The organism is Bacillus sp. UNCCL81 (genome assembly GCF_900112535.1).
Lineage (GTDB): Bacteria > Bacillota > Bacilli > Bacillales > Bacillaceae_G > Gottfriedia > Gottfriedia luciferensis_B.
In genome coordinates, this window is record NZ_FOMF01000002.1 from 121,853 (window position 1) to 138,082 (window position 16,230).

The 16,230-nt window shown below is 32.6% G+C and carries 22 protein-coding genes; 17 read left to right on the forward strand and 5 right to left on the reverse strand.

All coding sequences use genetic code 11. The features are described 5' to 3' along the window. Nucleotide 1: 1 nt before the first annotated feature. Entirely contained in the window at nucleotides 2-385 is a 384-nt protein-coding gene (locus BM319_RS00700) for a GntR family transcriptional regulator (protein WP_069031804.1), read from the reverse strand. Nucleotides 386-576: 191 nt separating this feature from the next. Here BM319_RS00700 and BM319_RS00705 point away from each other — a divergent pair, with 191 nt between their 5' ends. The 11 genes from BM319_RS00705 (at nucleotide 577) to BM319_RS00755 (ending at nucleotide 8,619) form a co-directional block, all read left to right on the forward strand. Further along, entirely contained in the window at nucleotides 577-1,740 is a 1,164-nt protein-coding gene (locus tag BM319_RS00705) for a D-alanyl-D-alanine carboxypeptidase family protein (RefSeq protein WP_091021069.1), read from the forward strand. 128 nt (nucleotides 1,741-1,868) lie between these two features. Then, nucleotides 1,869-2,219 (forward strand): anti-sigma F factor antagonist, encoded by a 351-nt coding sequence (gene spoIIAA / locus BM319_RS00710; RefSeq protein WP_069031806.1) that lies wholly within the window; start codon nucleotides 1,869-1,871, stop codon nucleotides 2,217-2,219. Continuing rightward, nucleotides 2,219-2,659 carry an anti-sigma F factor gene (gene spoIIAB, locus BM319_RS00715; RefSeq protein WP_025672021.1) on the forward strand — a complete coding sequence of 147 codons (441 nt, stop codon included), beginning with the start codon at nucleotides 2,219-2,221 and terminating at the stop codon, nucleotides 2,657-2,659. The genes spoIIAA and spoIIAB overlap by 1 nt, the downstream gene beginning before the upstream one ends. 12 nt (nucleotides 2,660-2,671) lie before the next feature. After that, nucleotides 2,672-3,427, forward strand: a complete 756-nt coding sequence (gene sigF, locus BM319_RS00720) for an RNA polymerase sporulation sigma factor SigF (RefSeq protein WP_056466881.1) — start codon at nucleotides 2,672-2,674, stop codon at nucleotides 3,425-3,427. 287 nt (nucleotides 3,428-3,714) lie between these two features. After that, the gene (locus BM319_RS00725; RefSeq protein WP_069031808.1) at nucleotides 3,715-4,338 is read left to right on the forward strand and encodes a stage V sporulation protein AA; all 624 of its coding nucleotides are present in this window, start codon (nucleotides 3,715-3,717) and stop codon (nucleotides 4,336-4,338) included. Further along, nucleotides 4,331-4,747 (forward strand): stage V sporulation protein AB, encoded by a 417-nt coding sequence (locus BM319_RS00730; protein ID WP_069031809.1) that lies wholly within the window; start codon nucleotides 4,331-4,333, stop codon nucleotides 4,745-4,747. Before BM319_RS00725 ends, BM319_RS00730 begins: the two co-directional genes overlap by 8 nt. Nucleotides 4,748-4,759: 12 nt before the next feature. Further along, entirely contained in the window at nucleotides 4,760-5,212 is a 453-nt protein-coding gene (gene spoVAC / locus BM319_RS00735) for a stage V sporulation protein AC (RefSeq protein WP_069031810.1), read from the forward strand. A 13-nt stretch (nucleotides 5,213-5,225) separates the two neighbouring features. Continuing rightward, nucleotides 5,226-6,233: a stage V sporulation protein AD gene (gene spoVAD / locus BM319_RS00740; RefSeq protein ID WP_091021070.1), complete on the forward strand. Its 1,008-nt coding sequence runs from the start codon at nucleotides 5,226-5,228 to the stop codon at nucleotides 6,231-6,233. Nucleotides 6,234-6,244: 11 nt separating this feature from the next. Further along, on the forward strand, nucleotides 6,245-6,595 hold the full coding sequence (gene spoVAE / locus BM319_RS00745; protein WP_069031812.1) for a stage V sporulation protein AE: 351 nt from the start codon (nucleotides 6,245-6,247) through the stop codon (nucleotides 6,593-6,595). Nucleotides 6,596-6,598: 3 nt separating this feature from the next. Further along, nucleotides 6,599-7,162: a stage V sporulation protein SpoVABEA gene (spoVAEA, locus tag BM319_RS00750; RefSeq protein WP_069031813.1), complete on the forward strand. Its 564-nt coding sequence runs from the start codon at nucleotides 6,599-6,601 to the stop codon at nucleotides 7,160-7,162. Continuing rightward, nucleotides 7,159-8,619 carry a spore germination protein gene (locus BM319_RS00755; protein WP_069031814.1) on the forward strand — a complete coding sequence of 487 codons (1,461 nt, stop codon included), beginning with the start codon at nucleotides 7,159-7,161 and terminating at the stop codon, nucleotides 8,617-8,619. The genes spoVAEA and BM319_RS00755 overlap by 4 nt, the downstream gene beginning before the upstream one ends. A 519-nt stretch (nucleotides 8,620-9,138) precedes the next feature. On the opposite strand, the gene BM319_RS00760 is transcribed toward BM319_RS00755, so the two are convergent. Then, nucleotides 9,139-9,972 carry a DUF1002 domain-containing protein gene (locus tag BM319_RS00760; protein WP_286143689.1) on the reverse strand — a complete coding sequence of 278 codons (834 nt, stop codon included), beginning with the start codon at nucleotides 9,970-9,972 and terminating at the stop codon, nucleotides 9,139-9,141. 222 nt (nucleotides 9,973-10,194) lie between these two features. Between BM319_RS00760 and BM319_RS00765 the strand changes: the two genes are divergently transcribed. Beyond that, complete coding sequence (locus BM319_RS00765; protein ID WP_069031815.1) at nucleotides 10,195-10,632, forward strand: peptidylprolyl isomerase; 438 nt, start codon at nucleotides 10,195-10,197, stop codon at nucleotides 10,630-10,632. Nucleotides 10,633-11,051: 419 nt separating this feature from the next. Here BM319_RS00765 and BM319_RS00770 read toward each other — a convergent pair whose 3' ends face one another. Further along, nucleotides 11,052-11,681: a cupin domain-containing protein gene (locus BM319_RS00770; protein ID WP_069031816.1), complete on the reverse strand. Its 630-nt coding sequence runs from the start codon at nucleotides 11,679-11,681 to the stop codon at nucleotides 11,052-11,054. Between the two features lie 330 nt (nucleotides 11,682-12,011). Here BM319_RS00770 and BM319_RS00775 point away from each other — a divergent pair, with 330 nt between their 5' ends. Then, on the forward strand, nucleotides 12,012-12,371 hold the full coding sequence (locus tag BM319_RS00775; RefSeq protein ID WP_069031817.1) for a GNAT family N-acetyltransferase: 360 nt from the start codon (nucleotides 12,012-12,014) through the stop codon (nucleotides 12,369-12,371). A 553-nt stretch (nucleotides 12,372-12,924) separates the two neighbouring features. Here BM319_RS00775 and BM319_RS00780 read toward each other — a convergent pair. After that, nucleotides 12,925-13,428, reverse strand: a complete 504-nt coding sequence (locus tag BM319_RS00780; RefSeq protein ID WP_069031818.1) for a DUF309 domain-containing protein — start codon at nucleotides 13,426-13,428, stop codon at nucleotides 12,925-12,927. 111 nt (nucleotides 13,429-13,539) lie between these two features. Next, nucleotides 13,540-13,656 (reverse strand): YjcZ family sporulation protein, encoded by a 117-nt coding sequence (locus BM319_RS00785; RefSeq protein WP_084006686.1) that lies wholly within the window; start codon nucleotides 13,654-13,656, stop codon nucleotides 13,540-13,542. Between the two features lie 209 nt (nucleotides 13,657-13,865). Between BM319_RS00785 and BM319_RS00790 the strand changes: the two genes are divergently transcribed. From BM319_RS00790 to BM319_RS00805, 4 genes are all read left to right on the forward strand, one after another. After that, a complete protein-coding gene (locus tag BM319_RS00790; RefSeq protein WP_091021071.1) occupies nucleotides 13,866-14,636 on the forward strand; it encodes a segregation/condensation protein A in 771 nt (256 codons plus the stop codon). Then, a complete protein-coding gene (gene scpB / locus BM319_RS00795; protein ID WP_069031820.1) occupies nucleotides 14,636-15,217 on the forward strand; it encodes an SMC-Scp complex subunit ScpB in 582 nt (193 codons plus the stop codon). The genes BM319_RS00790 and scpB overlap by 1 nt, the downstream gene beginning before the upstream one ends. Nucleotides 15,218-15,289: 72 nt before the next feature. Then, nucleotides 15,290-15,685: a hypothetical protein gene (locus tag BM319_RS00800; protein ID WP_091021072.1), complete on the forward strand. Its 396-nt coding sequence runs from the start codon at nucleotides 15,290-15,292 to the stop codon at nucleotides 15,683-15,685. An 18-nt stretch (nucleotides 15,686-15,703) separates the two neighbouring features. Next, entirely contained in the window at nucleotides 15,704-16,198 is a 495-nt protein-coding gene (locus BM319_RS00805; RefSeq protein ID WP_091021073.1) for a DUF3907 family protein, read from the forward strand. The last annotated feature ends 32 nt before the right edge of the window (nucleotides 16,199-16,230 follow it).

A 16,230-nucleotide genomic window follows, 5' to 3' on the forward strand; every position in this document is an offset into this window, starting at 1 on the left:
ACTACTCAGCTCCTTTATTAGAATAGAACTCTTTTACCCAATTCATTATTTCTTCCTCTTTTACTCCATCTGTTAAACAATCAATTAATAAATTTGAAAGTTTATTTTTATATTTTAAAAGGGTATCTGTTGTAACAGTCTCTTTTGTTAAACCAATTACAAATGTTCCTTTACCCCTTATCGTTTCGATGACTCCAGTGCGCTCTAGTTCTTGATAGGCTCTACTAACAGTATTTGGATTGATCACTAATGTAGTTGCTAATTCACGTACGGAAGGAAGTTTATCTCCATTTACCAAAATCTTTCTTAGCATTTGTTCTTTTGTTTGTAGAACAATTTGCTCCCAAAGGGGTAAATGGCTTCTTGGGTCTAAAATAATTATCAAGAGATCACCACCTCAAATGTTTTCTAAGTGTATGGAGTGTATTAAGTGTATGGGTATGATTAATACACTTTACTTATATCATATGTTTTCATGTATGTAAATAGTTCCATTCTTTCTAATATTTTCTTCTGAGGTTGATTAAACTACTTATATTTGGAAAAAATATGTATGAAAAGAATGGAGGGTTATAGATGAAAAGGGTATTACTAACTCTTTTAAGTAGTGTTATGATCTTTTCTTTATCACTACCTAAAGTAAATGCAAGAGAGACACAAAATAATGATGTAAGTTTGGCAAAAAGTGCATTATCTTCCGTAATTATTGAACAAGATACTGGAAAAATCTTATATGAAAAAGACGCTAGAAAAGAGCTTCCACCAGCAAGTATGACTAAGATTATGACAATGCTTATTATTATGGAAGAAATCAATAAAGGAAAACTCAGGTTAGATGATAAAGTAATGACAAGTGAACATGCTGCGTCAATGGGTGGATCACAAATTTTCTTAGAACCTGGTGAAGAAATGACAGTAAAAGAAATGTTAAAAGGAATTGCAATCGCATCAGGAAACGATGCATCGGTCGCAATGGCAGAGAAAATTGCAGGTACAGAAGAGGCGTTTGTCGCTTTAATGAATAAAAAAGCAAAACAGTTAGGATTAAAAAATACACATTTTGAAAATCCAACTGGGCTTCCTGCACCTGGTCATTATTCATCTGCGTATGATATGGCAATCATGGGAAGAGAGCTTTTGAAATATCCATTAATCACAAAGTTTACTGGTACTTATGAAGATTATTTGAGAAAAGATACTGAAAAACAATTTTGGCTAGTTAATACGAATAAACTAGTTCGTTTTTATCCAGGAGCGGATGGATTGAAAACTGGATTTACTGCAGAAGCAAAATATTGTTTAACAGCAACTGCTAAGAAGAACAACATGCGAGTAGTTAGTGTGATTATGGGTGCACCAACTTCTAAAGAAAGAAATGCACAAATGACAAATTTACTTGATTATGCATTTAATCAATATCAAGTAAAGCAATTAATTAAACAAGGTGAGAATATCGAAAGGCTTAGTATTAGTAAAGGTAAGTCTAAAGGTGTAAATGTTATAACTAAAAGCCCAGTTTCAGTTGTATTAAAGAAAGGTCAAGAGTTGAATAAAATTACGAAAGATATTCAGCTGAACAAAAATATTCAAGCCCCAATTAAAAAAGGGCAAGTTGTCGGAGTATTAATATTAAAACAAGGTAGTAAAGTTTTATCTAAAACAGACTTGGTAGCTAATAAATCTGTAAGTAAAGCTAATTGGTATGATTTATTTAAGCGTACTGTTGGAGGATTCAACTGATTTTTTCCGACTAATTTCGAGTATTACTAAAAGATTTGGCGTTTTACCACTAGTTTTGTCATGCGTGAAGGAATTCGGTTTAGTTTTAACGAAACTTTCAATAACCGTCAAATAAGGAGGTTATTGTAGTGAGTCTTAATATTGAACTTGAAGTGAAAAATGCAATCCTTTGTGTAAGACTTGCAGGGGAACTAGATCATCACACTGCTGAGGATTTACGTTTACAAGTAAACGAGGTATTAGAGTCACAGACTATCAAACATATTTTATTAAATCTTGAGCATTTAACATTTATGGATAGTTCTGGTTTAGGTGTCATTTTAGGTAGATATAAAGTTATTCGAAATAAAGGTGGAGAAATGGTTGTCTGTTCAATTTCTCCATCAATTAAACGGTTGTTCGACATGTCTGGTTTATTTAAGATTGTTCATTTAGCTGATGATGAGTCAAATGGACTTAATGTATTGGGGGTGGCATAATGCGAAATGAAATGAACCTTCAATTTTCCGCATTAAGTCAAAATGAATCATTTGCTCGTGTAACTGTAGCTGCATTTATTACACAGCTAGATCCTACATTAGATGAATTAACTGAAATTAAAACGGTAGTATCTGAGGCTGTTACAAATGCGATTATTCATGGTTATGAAAATAATCCTGAAGGTATCGTATTCATTTCAGTTCTACTTGAAGATCAAACAGTAACTTTAACAATTCGAGATGAAGGTATTGGTATTGCTGATTTAGATGAAGCAATGCAACCTTTATACACTTCTAAACCAGATTTAGAAAGATCCGGCATGGGATTTACGATTATGGAGAATTTCATGGATCAATGTGAAGTTGTATCCACTATTAATGTTGGTACAACGATTACGGTTAAAAAGTACTTATCAAATAGCAATGTTTTAAGTAATTAAGGAGAATCGCCTATGGACGTAGAAGTCAAGCAAGATCAACCCCGTGCGCAGTTAAAGGATCATGAATTAAAAGAGTTAATTAAGCGTAGTCAGGCTGGAGATCAATTGGCTAGAGACAGCATCGTCGGGCACAACATGAGACTTGTATGGTCAGTTGTTCAGCGCTTTATTAACCGTGGATATGAACCAGATGATTTATTTCAAATTGGTTGTATCGGATTATTGAAATCGGTAGATAAATTTGATTTATCTTATGATGTACGATTTTCTACATATGCTGTTCCGATGATTATCGGAGAAATCCAACGATTTATTCGAGACGACGGAACGGTTAAGGTGAGTCGTTCATTAAAGGAAACGAATAATAAGATTCGAAAAGCAAAAGAAGAATTAAGTAAAACGCTTGGAAGAATGCCTACAATTAACGAGATTGCTACTCATATGGAAATTACGCCAGAGGATGTTGTACTTGCACAAGAGGCTAGTAGAGCTCCTTCATCAATACATGAAACGGTGTATGAAAATGATGGTGATCCTATTACATTGTTAGACCAAATTGCTGATAACCATGAAACAAATTGGTTTGAAAAATTTGCATTAAAAGAAGCGATAAAACAACTAGATGATCGAGAGCGATTAATTGTCTATTTAAGATATTATAAAGATCAAACTCAATCAGAAGTTGCTGAACGATTAGGAATTTCTCAAGTGCAAGTTTCAAGACTTGAGAAAAAGATTCTCCAACAAATGAAAGACAAAATTAAATAAAAACTTGAGCTAAAAAAGCTGAAGAATCGTAGGGAATACTATACGATTTTTCAGCTTTTTTATTTTGTCTTTATTATTGTTTTTATACTGTAACTCCGGTTTCAAATAAAGATCAATATCTTCAAGTTACACTATCAGATGCTTTTTTTCGATAGTGCTAAAGACTACATTTTCCTATTTTTACTAACTGAACTACTTAGATCAATCTTACTGTACTTATATTTTTGGGAAGTTTTCACATACTAGTTGTAATTGAATTCATAAAGCTTTGAAACTGAGGGGAAAGTATGAATAAGGTGTTATATATTAAATTACTCAATCGAATCGTTGTACAAGTAGGTAAACGTGTACATCTTGGAGAGATTGCACGATTACAAGGGATTAATGTTGATTTAACCCGAATTCAAAACATCATTGTACATGAATCAAAAAAGGAGGATGGTACACATACAGTTATTGATATTCTAGAGCTTTTACCATTAATTCTTGAAATTGAACCTGATATTTCGTTCGAGCTCGTTGGAGTGACAATGTGCATAATAGAACTTAAAAATGAAGTTTCAAAGGATCGTTTTTTTCTGTTTTGTTTCGTTTGGATCTTGCTATTTACAGGTTCTTCATTAGCGATTATTTATTTCCACGAAGATGTTAGCATGCAACAGGTTCAACAACGAATTTACTACATGATTACAGGAGAACATAATCATAAACCTTTATTACTTCAAGTACCTTATTCTTTTGGTCTAGGAATTGGGATGATTTTATTTTTTAATCAGTGGTTTAAGACTAGATTAAACGAAGAACCGAGTCCTCTTGAAGTAGAAATGTATCAGTATCAACGGTCAATGGACGAATATGTGTTAGTCAACGAAAATAAAAAGCCAAACAAAAGTGTAAATACCGATGATTAGAGAATTGTTTATAGTGTTTGTAGGTTTTTCAGGAGGTATTGCTGTTGGTACGGGCTTTGTAGCATTTTTATCGGTTATTGGAATCATTCCGAGACTAACACAGTTAACAAAAACGATTAAAAAAATTCGAGCTTATGAGTTTGCAGTTATTTTGGGAGCAATTTTTGGTTGCTGGATTAGTTTGCGAAATACCGTTTTTAATTTGCCAAATATCTTTTCCGTTTTTATTGGGCTGTTAGCAGGTATTTTTATTGGAATGTTAGCTGCAGCGTTAACCGAAGTATTAAATGTTTTTCCAATCTTAGCGAAACGTATTGGCATTCAAAAGAAAATTGTGTACTTATTAATGGCAATTGCACTAGGTAAAGTTTTTGGATCGTTATTTCATTGGATTTATTTTATAGAGTAAAGGATGGATGAAATGAGTGGGAAATTAAAAGCTAATTATAAAGAGAATATAAAACCATACCAACCGAAAAAGCCGGTATTAAAAAATTGTATTAAAGCGTTTTTAGTTGGAGGATTTATCTGCCTTTTAGGTGAGTGTATTACGAAAATCTATATTAACTATTTTAACTTTACAGAAAAAAATGTGGGTGATCCAACAGTAGCTACACTTGTATTAATTTCTAGCTTACTTACAGGGTTTGGTATATATGACAAAATTGGACAATTTGCAGGTGCAGGATCTGCAGTTCCTGTAACAGGCTTTGCCAACTCTATGACAAGTGCTGCTATGGAACATAGAAGTGAAGGTCTCGTTCTAGGGGTTGCAACAAATATGTTTAAACTAGCTGGTTGTGTAATTGTTTATGGAGTTGTTTCGGCATACGTCGTTGGAATGATACGATACGCATTTAAAGTATTCTTATAGGAGGTGAGCACATATGGCTTTAGTCGGTAAACAAACTTGGGAGTTTCAAAATGGTGTTTATGTTCAAGCATCTGGAACTGCTGTCGGACCAAGAGAGAACTTAGGACTGTTAGGTGGCAAATTTGATTATGCTTATGAAGATCTTCATTGTGGTGAAGATAATTGGGAATTAGCAGAAAGAGCATTAATGAGAAATGCAGTTTCCGTTGCGCTAAAAAAAGCAAATAAAACCGTAGAGGATATCGATGTATTTTTAGCAGGTGATTTACTAAATCAAAATGTTACTGCGAACTTTATGGCAAGGGAATTGCAACTTCCTTTTTTATGTATGTTTGGTGCATGCTCGACTTCAATGGAAACAGCTGCACTTGGTGCACAGTTAATCGATAGTGGGTACGCAAAAATGGCATTGGCAGCAACAAGTAGCCATAATGCTACTGCTGAAAGGCAATATAGATATCCTACAGAATACGGTGGACAAAAACCGGATTCTGCAACTTTTACAGTAACTGGAGCAGGAAGTGTTCTCCTTTCAAATAAAAAAAGCAAAATAAAAGTAAAATGCGCCACAATTGGTACAGTTCAGGATTTAGGATTGACTGATCCATTCGACATGGGTTCTGCGATGGCACCAGCGGCAGCCTATACAATTGTACAACATTTTAAGGACACAAATACGACACCTGATGATTATGATTTTATCGTAACTGGAGATCTTTCAGCTGTAGGCGCACCGATTTGCGAACAACTGGTTAGAGAAGAAGGATATGATATGGTAGGAAAATACAATGATTGTGGATTGCTAATCTACGATCGAGAAAATCAGGAAGTTTTTGCTGGAGGAAGTGGATGCGCTTGTTCAGCAGTTGTAACATATGGTCATTTATTTCAAGAGTTAAATAAAGGTACTTATAAACGAATTTTAGTAGCAGCAACCGGCGCTCTTTTAAGCCCAACAATGATTCAACAAAAAGAATCAATTCCAACTATTTCACATGCTGTCGTTTTCGAAAGCTGTTAGGAGGTGTTCAGATGGATTTTGTTAATGCTTTTATAGTAGGTGGTCTAATTTGTGTAGTTGGTCAATTATTTTTTGATTTCACAAAATTAACACCAGGGCATGTGATGTGCATATTTGTAGTAATTGGCTCAATTTTAGATGGGTTTGGGATTTACGATAAGCTTATAAAATTTGCTGGTGCAGGTGCAACAGTTCCAATTACTAGTTTTGGCCATTCCTTATTACATGGAGCGATGGCAGAAGCAAGTGATCACGGATTTATTGGTATTGGAATGGGGATCTTTTCCCTAACTTCATCTGGAATTTCAGCAGCAATTTTATTCTCATTTATAGTTGCACTTATTTTTAAGCCAAAAGGTTAACTTATGAAAAAGAAAAGGATCATTATCGTAACCGACGGAGATGTTTATGCGCATCGGAGTATTGAGTATTTGGCAAAACAATTTGGCGGATGCACAATATCACAATCGCAAGGTAATCCCACTAAGTTCTCTGGAAAGAGAATGGTTGAAATCATAATGCAAGCACAAAAAGAACCAGTATTTGTATTGTTTGATGACAGTGGCTTTATGGGAGAAGGTCCTGGAGAAAAAGCTTTAAAATATGTAGCAAGTGATAAACATATTGAAGTTATTGCTGCACTAGCAGTAGCATCAAATACACATCATCAAGAATGGACAAAAGTGGATGTAAGTATCGATAACGAAGGGAATTTAACTGAATACGGTGTCGATAAGTATGGAGTACCTGATATTGAAATCGGAAGAATAAATGGAGACACCGTTTATAATTTAGATCAACTAAATATTCCTTTCATTTTAGGAATCGGCGATATTGGAAAAATGGGTGGAAGAGATGATATTGAAATCGGATCACCTATTACAAGAAAAGCAATTGAATATATCCTCGAGAGGAGTGAACTCCAATGACTACGAAAAAAGAGCCGACAAAACTCACAAATAAACTAGTTACAAATGCTCATACAATAAGTGACCGTATAGGTTATGGAGTAAGTTTTGATGTCGGAAAACGTGTGATATTTGTAAATAAAGTTGAAGTTAATCTATATTATGTTAACGGATTAACGGATACAAGCTTTATTCAAAGATTCTTAGATGACTTAATTGGGTTAGAAAAAGTCGAGAAAAATAAATCAATGTTTAAAAATATTGAGGATACGATTGTCCATCAATCAGTAGAGATCGTTTTAACATTTGAAGATGTTATTAAGAAAGTACTATCTGGTTTAATTGTAGTATTAGTTGATGGAGAAGATAAAGGACTTGCAGTCGATGTTAGAAGTTATCCTGGGCGTGGCCCAACAGAACCAGATACAGAGCGAGTAGTACGTGGATCACGAGATGGCTTTACTGAGAACATTATAAATAATACTGGCCTAATTAGACGAAGAATTCGCGATGAAAATTTAAGAAATGAAATTCTTCAAGTAGGTGAAAGTTCAAAAACAGATGTTTGTTTAACGTATATAGAAGGTTTAGCGCACGCGGAACTTGTTAAAGAAGTTCGGGATCGAATTACAGGTATCCACGTTGATGGACTTACAATGACAGATAAGAAATTAGAGGAATTTATTTTAAAACAAGGATACAATCCATTTCCTTTAGTTAGATATTCGGAAAGACCTGACGTTGTTGCAAACCACATTCTCGAAGGACATGTATGTATTATCGTTGATACATCTCCGAGCGTAATCATTACGCCTGCAACGTATTACCACCATATGCAACATGCAGAAGAATTCAGACAAACTCCTTCAGTTGGAACATTCCTAAGATGGTGTCGTTATATAGGAATTTTTATGTCAGTCTTTTTATTACCATTTTGGTTACTATTATGTAATTACCCAGAGGTATTACCAAAATCATTAAGTTATATTGGTCCAAAGGAAACAAGTAATATACCAATTTATTTACAATTAATTATTGCTGATATGGGGATTGAATTCCTGAGAATGGCAAGTATACATACACCAAATGCAGTTTCCACTTCAATGGGGATTATTGCAGCAGTATTGATTGGACAAGTCGCAATTGATGTAGGACTTTTCCAACCGGAAGTAGTCCTATATACGGCTGTGTCAATGATTGGATCATATGCTACACCTAGTTATGAGCTAGCACTTGCAAATAAATTGGCCAAATTTTTTATATTAATTTTAACTGCAATATTAGGTGTTAAAGGTTTTATGATAGGTTCAACACTATTTATACTTTTCTTAGCAAGCTTGAATACTTTAAATACACCTTATTTTTGGCCATTCATCCCATTTGATGGAAGAGCCTTCTGGCATTTAGTTATCCGTACAAAAGCTAGTGAAAGTCAAAAACAAAAAGGCGGAAAAACAATTGGTGATGCTACCATTTAATCTGGTAAGTCTTATATTGTGAAATAAAAAGAGGGGATGTCTTAGGAGTTAGATTAACTGACGAATAGACGCCCTCATTTTAATTTTAAAATATGTACTAGGGCTAGTGAGGAGGTATCTCAACAGCACTTTTCATTTGTAGTAGATAAAATCGAACTTATTTATAGAAATTAGCCGATTTATTAAGTTTTTATTGTAAAAAGAAAAGAATTAGAGCTATCAATTGCTTATATTGTACAATATTGAAACTGTAATACCTATACTAGTATAGGTAAATTTTATTTTTATTTGCGGTTCTATGGAATTTAATTTCAGTTTTGTTTAATTTAATTGCGCTTTTCAGATTTTAATTGCACCACACGATTTATTTGCAAAAATTCAACGTTTATTTGCACATTCGGACCCATGTACTCAGCTCGTTACTTATGCGAGGCTCATCTCGCTTTTTCTAAATTGACAAATCCCTTTATAAAAGAAACAAACCCAGTTACTTTTTTAGTAATCGGGTTTGTTTTTCCATTATTTAAAGAATGAAAGAATCGCATCAAATAATGCAGAGAAGAAATCTTTAAGTTTTTGAATAAAAGATTGACCTTCTTTAGAATTTAGGTAATCTGAAATTTTATTTTTAGCTTTTGTTAATTGGTTTCCTACTTGATCCCAATCAATATTTAAATCTTTCATTTTTTCAAATAAAGACATCAAACTAGCCTTTTGATCTGCAGTTAGTGTAATACCAAGATCCTTTGCTAATCGATCAATTAATGATTTTAATTCATCGGTTGACATGTTTGGATTTTTAGCAAGCTCTTCTTTCACTTTAGTGACAAGTTGTACAGCTTTTTCATTACCTACTGAATCACCAAGTTGGGCAGTTTTAACCATTTCTTCATTTGCTACTTTTTTAACATCATCAGGTATAACTTCACCTGAACTCAGCTCATATGCCTTCATAATCCCAGTTAAAGCAGCAGTACCAGAGACTTCAAATGGAGCAGTAATTACAATATTTGCATCTTTTAATCCAGCCGTGATTAAAGCATTTGTATACATTGAGTTAGTAACCCATGAAATGTTATTTGATTGAACGACGATGCCTGTATTTTTTTCACCGATTGTAATCATAGCAGATGAAAGAGCTCGAGTACCGATTTGAGCACTAGGTACAGTACCATCTAAATATTTATGTTCCTCTTGATTCGAAACAGTCACAATTCTAGCATCAGATGGTGCACCCATTTCAGCTAATAATGCTTTCTTTTGCGTTTCAGACAGATTTTGTCCAAGAGTAACAATCGTATCACCAGGAACAGAATCAGCAAATACCGATAAAGGCATAGCTATTAATCCCATTGAGATGGTGAACGCTAATAACTTTCGTTTTAACAAAGAGACACTCCCTTTACAATAATCCAAATTTTACATCTTACAACACTATTATAGTACTTTTAGAAAACTTGTCATTACTTTTTGTTTTTTGTATGATTATATCAGCGTTACTAGTTTATTCAGTAATGAAAAATATAGGACAATTAAGTCTTATGAAATTGTACATACATAAGGAGGATTTTTATTATGAAAAAAGCAAGTATAACATTTGAAAATGGTGAACAAATCTTAATCGAATTATTCCCAGAGCATGCACCAGGTACAGTTGAAAACTTTGAAAAATTAATCCGTGAAGGTTTCTACAATGGATTAACTTTCCACCGTGTAATTCCTGGATTTGTATCTCAAGGTGGAGATCCAAACGGTAACGGAACAGGTGGCCCAGGATACAAAATTAAATGTGAAACTGTTGGTAACCCATTAAAACACAAAGCTGGAGCTTTATCAATGGCACATGCTGGAAAAGATACTGGTGGTAGCCAATTCTTTATCGTTCACGAGCCACAACCACATTTAGATGGCGTACATACAGTTTTCGGTCAAGTAATCGAAGGTATGGATACAGTTTTAAGAATGCGTAATGGCGACGTTATGCAAGAAGTTAAGGTTTGGGACGAAGAATAGTCAAACCAATAAGAGGTCTTTCTAAATAGACTTCAAAAGAAGAAAACCACAAGGGAAAAATTTTCCTTGTGGTTTTTTAACATGTTCATATTTGGTTAAATGGTGAAATAATTGATAGCAGTTCGGACTAGTCTAAATTCGAAGACTTATTTGAAGTTTATTTGTATTATGTTTAGTTTTTATTGTTTCACATGGCTATTTTTATGTTATTTCTTCACTATTCTTGATTCTTATAATCTAATTCCACATGATTCCTCGTCTTATTTGCAGTTTTCTTATTTTTAATTGCAGATATGATTTTTTAATTGTAGATTTCCCAAATTTAATTGCAGTTTTGGCTTATTTAATTGCACATACCCCGATTTAATTGCAGATCTCCAAAATTTAATTGCACTAACTAATCTCACCATGATCTTCAATTAAAAACGCTGTTGATAATAATGCTGGTTGTAATATGCGTTTTGATAATAATTTTGGTTCTGCTGATTTGTAAATTCTTGCTGATTTTGAACTTGTCGATTACAGTTTTTTGGTGGTCCTATAAATACAGAAGGTTGTAAATTTGCTGTTGCAATTTTCCATTGGTTTTCATCAAGACAGTAAGTATGTGAGACAATATTTGAAGGGGTAAATTTCATTAAATCCGAGAATAAAATGACATCAGGGGAAGGTGCATTAAATATTGCTAATAAATGAGTGTTGTCAACAGTTGCAATTTCATAATGCCACCAGCCTTGTGGTACGTTTGCAACCTGACCAGGGGCAATTGGGAAATTTAATAGTTGCTTTGTATAAGGGTTTAAAATCGATACAACTGCGTTGCCAGAAATACAATATACTAATTCTGATGAATTTTGATGATAATGTGGCTCTACAACATTATTTACACTTAAATAGATATCCAATAAAGACAAATTATCCAAAGTATTCAAATCATTAACGCTTAATTGATTGATAAAATTTTGATTATCTTTCACAAAGGAATTGTTTTTATTTATATCAAAAGTAAATTGAATACTTGGCGATGTATAATCTAAATCCAACCTCATAATGATCACCCTTTTATATAACTCTAACTAAAATTTACTGTATTCAAATTTATCAAATTGGTGACAAAAGCCTATGAGATGGCATTGAAAGGAAAAATACTTAACTAGTACACTAAATTATTTAAAATTCTCTCCTGTACCATATATCCCGTTTTTCCTTCTTACTGGTTTTCTGACTTGACAGAAAAATGTGAGAATTATATATTTGAAATATTGATATATTTGGAACGAATTTTACTATTTACCGTACTATAGAGGGATAATCAAACATATATTTTGTATTGGTTTAGAAGCTAATTAGAGTTTTAATAATTTTTAAGAGGGGTTAACATGTTAATTAGGTATAAGAAAACATATGAGAAAATTGCAATGGGCCTGCTTTCGTTTATGCCGAATGAAAAGAATGTGAAGAGCTTAGTAAATACGATTAAAGATTATGAAACTAAAGATGATAATCATTTGTTCCTTTGGAAATTAGACGATATTGTTGGGATTATTGGAATACAAATACTACCAGATAAGGTTATTATGATTAAACATTTAAGTGTAAACCCTTCATTCCGAAATCAAGGTATTGCAACTTCACTTTACGATGCTATTAGATCTCAATATACAGACTATACAATCGTAACAACGCAAGAAGTAGCTTCATTTATTGAACATTGTCATGTTAGTTTGAAAGTATTATAGAAAAAGGTGCTCAATTTTTGGAACACCTTTTCTTTACTGTAAAATGAAAGTGTCAAATAAATAAGTAAAACCATGTTGATTTCCACTACAGGGTGCTCGCTTTTTCGCAGGGCGAGCCTCCTCGGCAAGCCTGCGGGGTCACAGCCTTCCCGCATATCCCACAGGAGTCGAGCACCCTTCGTTCCAATCAACTTATTCAACTTTAGAAATTAATCTTAAATCCATAAAGAATAATCATTTCATTATAGAATTACCTTTTATTAATTAAAAAAAACTACTACTAAATCAATACTACTTTGGAATATATATTTTATTTTATCCCTTGAAAAGAATGATATTTATAAATATTTTCATATATGTTTAGTTAGATTTGATGATTCATAAGGATTTATAAACAACAAAATCGAAATTAACAAACAACAAAAACTACACATTTGCAAAAAAGTTCAAACTTTTATGAATAAGATTCATCTAATGTTCGCAATATTGACTTCAATATATTTCGAAATACTAAAAAAGGTGCCCAATTATTTGAGCACCTTTTCCTTTTACGCTAAATATTTCTTCGTAATTCTAATTGCTTTAATCTTTCCGAAATGACATCTGTTCGATCTCTTGTAGAATGCTTATTAATTAAATCTTCCGTAAAAGACGAGTAATTTTCTTTTTGATTTTGGAATCTTTCAATCAATTCTTGATCATTTATTGGGAGATCGAAAGGGTGATATTCCGTTTCGTTTTGAAGGTTTAGCTGTAAATCTGATACGATTTGTTGGAAGCGTAATTGATCAATACCAGCCATTTCTAATAAATTAGAATCATTTGAAAAGGTAATGACGTGTCGAAATAATTTTTTAGCACCAGTAAAGTTTCTTCTTCTATAATGATATAACACTACTGATAATCTAATTAAACCTAACCATACCTTTTTATATTGATCATTTAATTCAAGTTTCCATTGTTCTTCAAGAATTTCATGACATTCAAAAAAATCTTGATCAAAATGAAAATGACATAAATATTTTATGTATCGCTCGTTTTTATTATAATGGACCAAGTTTTTCACCTCTTTATTACTAAAATTTTATCAGAAATGGAATTATTTAAAAAGAAGAAAGCCTAGAGCTAATGTCTAGACTTTCACGTTTTGTTTATTCACGGGGTTAAATTAACAGACGAAAGCACATCCAACGATGATTAATAAAATAAATAATACTACGATTAAAGCAAAGCCTCTGCCGTGGCCGAAACCGCCGAACTCTGGAGAAACAGCACCTTTACTCATGAAATAACCTCCTTACCAAAAAAATAATTCTTCTTGCACTGATATCTTATGAAAATTTTAAGAAAATGGTATAGGCGCAAAACTAAAAATTTAGGAACAAACTAACTTCATCAATGAAAAAACCTTTTCTAATTATATAGTTTTATGAAATAATACTTTATACTGTTATAGAGTATATTTTTATTTTAAAGTAAGTTGGTGAGTAGTTTGTGAAGCAATATGAAGTTAAAATTGATGCATTTGAAGGGCCATTAGATTTATTACTTCATTTAATTCAACGATTTGAAATTGATATTTATGATATACCTGTATCTGAAATAACAGATCAATATGTTTCATATATTCATACAATGAAAGAATTAGAATTGGATATTGCAAGTGAATATTTAGTGATGGCAGCTGAATTACTTGCGATGAAAAGTAAAAGTATTTTACCTAATCATGAGGAACAAGCTGATTGGGATGCAATACTTGAAGAAGACCCTAGAGAAGAATTAATGAATCGATTAATTATATATAAGCAATTTAAAGAAGCAGCGATCGTATTTCAGGAAAAAGAATCAGAACGTGCAATGATTTTTACTCGAAACCCAGTTGATTTGTCCGAATATGGACCTAGACCAGAAGATATTGTCATGCCGACTGATGTTACGATTTACGATATGTTTGGTGCACTTCAAAAGCTTTTTAAACGTAAAAAGCTGCAAGAACCACTTCAAACTAAAATTGTTCGGGAAGAAATATCGATCGAAAAAAGAATGGATGAAATTATTACCTACTTAAAAAGTATAAAAAAGAGAACTAATTTCATCAGTTTATTTCCATATAATGATAAAGAAAGTATTGTAGTTACTTTTTTAGCGATTTTGGAGTTAATGAAAACAAAAGACATTATAGTAGAACAGGAACAAAACTTTTCAGAAATTTTTCTTACATCACGAGAGGTTTTTGAAGATAAGCAAGCTGAGGTGTACTTGTAATGGAACAGGAAAAAAAATTGGTAGGAGTTCTAGAAGGACTTTTATTTGTAGCTGGCGATGAAGGAATATCGATTGTCGAGCTATCTGAGACTTTAGAATTAAGTCAAACCGAAGTTCTAGAACTAATCGAGAGCCTTAAAGAAGAGTATGAAAATCCTAACAGAGGCTTACAAATTAGAATTTTAGCAAACAGATATAAACTTACTTCAAAGAGGGAACATGGTGAGTTTTTCAAAAAATTAGTTGAAAGCCCATCGAACTCTTCGTTGTCACAAGCTGCATTAGAAACTTTAGCAATTGTTGCATACCAACAACCAATTACGAGGACAGAAATTGAAGATATTCGTGGAGTTAAGACTGAAAAACCAATTCAAACTCTTGTCTCGAAATATTTAATTAAAGAAGTTGGACGGGCTGAAGGTACTGGTCGTGCAATTTTATATGGTACTACTTCTGAGTTTTTAGATTATTTTGGTTTAAAAAACATTAAAGAATTACCTCCACTACCACAAGATTTAAAATTAGAAGAGGTTGAAGAAGAAGCAGATTTATTTTTTAGCAAATTTGAAAAACAAGATTAGTTAAAAAATTCTGCAAATCTTTCTGTATCCTATGTTAAACTAATACTATGGAAATCTTGGAGGGTGAAAGAATTGTTAATTTATAATTGTCTTGGGTATGAATTAGTAAAGGCTCAACCAAATACTTCGGAAGATTTTTTTAATCGTTCTGAAGTTGAATATGAATACAATGGTCAAAAAATTGTAACTTCTGTTTTATATGTTCGTTTTTTTGAAGAACAACTTTCTGAAGTAAGTGATTTAAAAACAACTAGATTATATGAAAATGGCGATCAGTCAGTAGATTTCCGTGATATAGTGGCACTTGCGCTAATTATTAAAAATCCTGATTATCGTGGAAGAAAGCGAATATATATTAATGAATTAGATCAATTTGTAAAAGAGCTACAAGGTGCTGATTTTGATAAATTAGCAGGATATGTGAGAAGTATTAAGCAAAATTCAAATAGAATTGAAATATCGATCTAATTTAACGGAGGGAAAAAAATGTCGAATAAGATGGTAGAGCATCAATTAAAAATTGTTGGAAATCAATTAGGGATTGTTGGTCTAGAGTGTAATTTGTTTTTAAATAAGAATTCTTTACCGTCATTTCAACATGAAAACCAAGCAGTGGATCTTAACTACTTAGAAAAAATACTTTCTTCATTACGTAGAATTACAGTATATTGTGAGGATGCTAAAGAAGTTTGTGAGAAAATTTTAAGTGGACAGTTCCATAAAGCAACAGCTGAAGAAACTTTACATAAAATTTATCACAGATGTATCGCAGAATTCTTCTCTCCTAAAAACGATGCATGGTATGAAAATAGTCGTGCAGCATACACTGGTAATCAAGCAATTACATTCTATAAAGCTGTGCCAGGTACAGTCCAAGACCTATTCTCTTCATTAGAAAAAGTTTTTCAACAAATGCGAGAAGAACTTGAGTATTATGAAACAGATTATTCAACAAAACTTATGCAACAATACAAACAGTAATTAGAAAATAGTTATATGTAAATAGTAAAGTT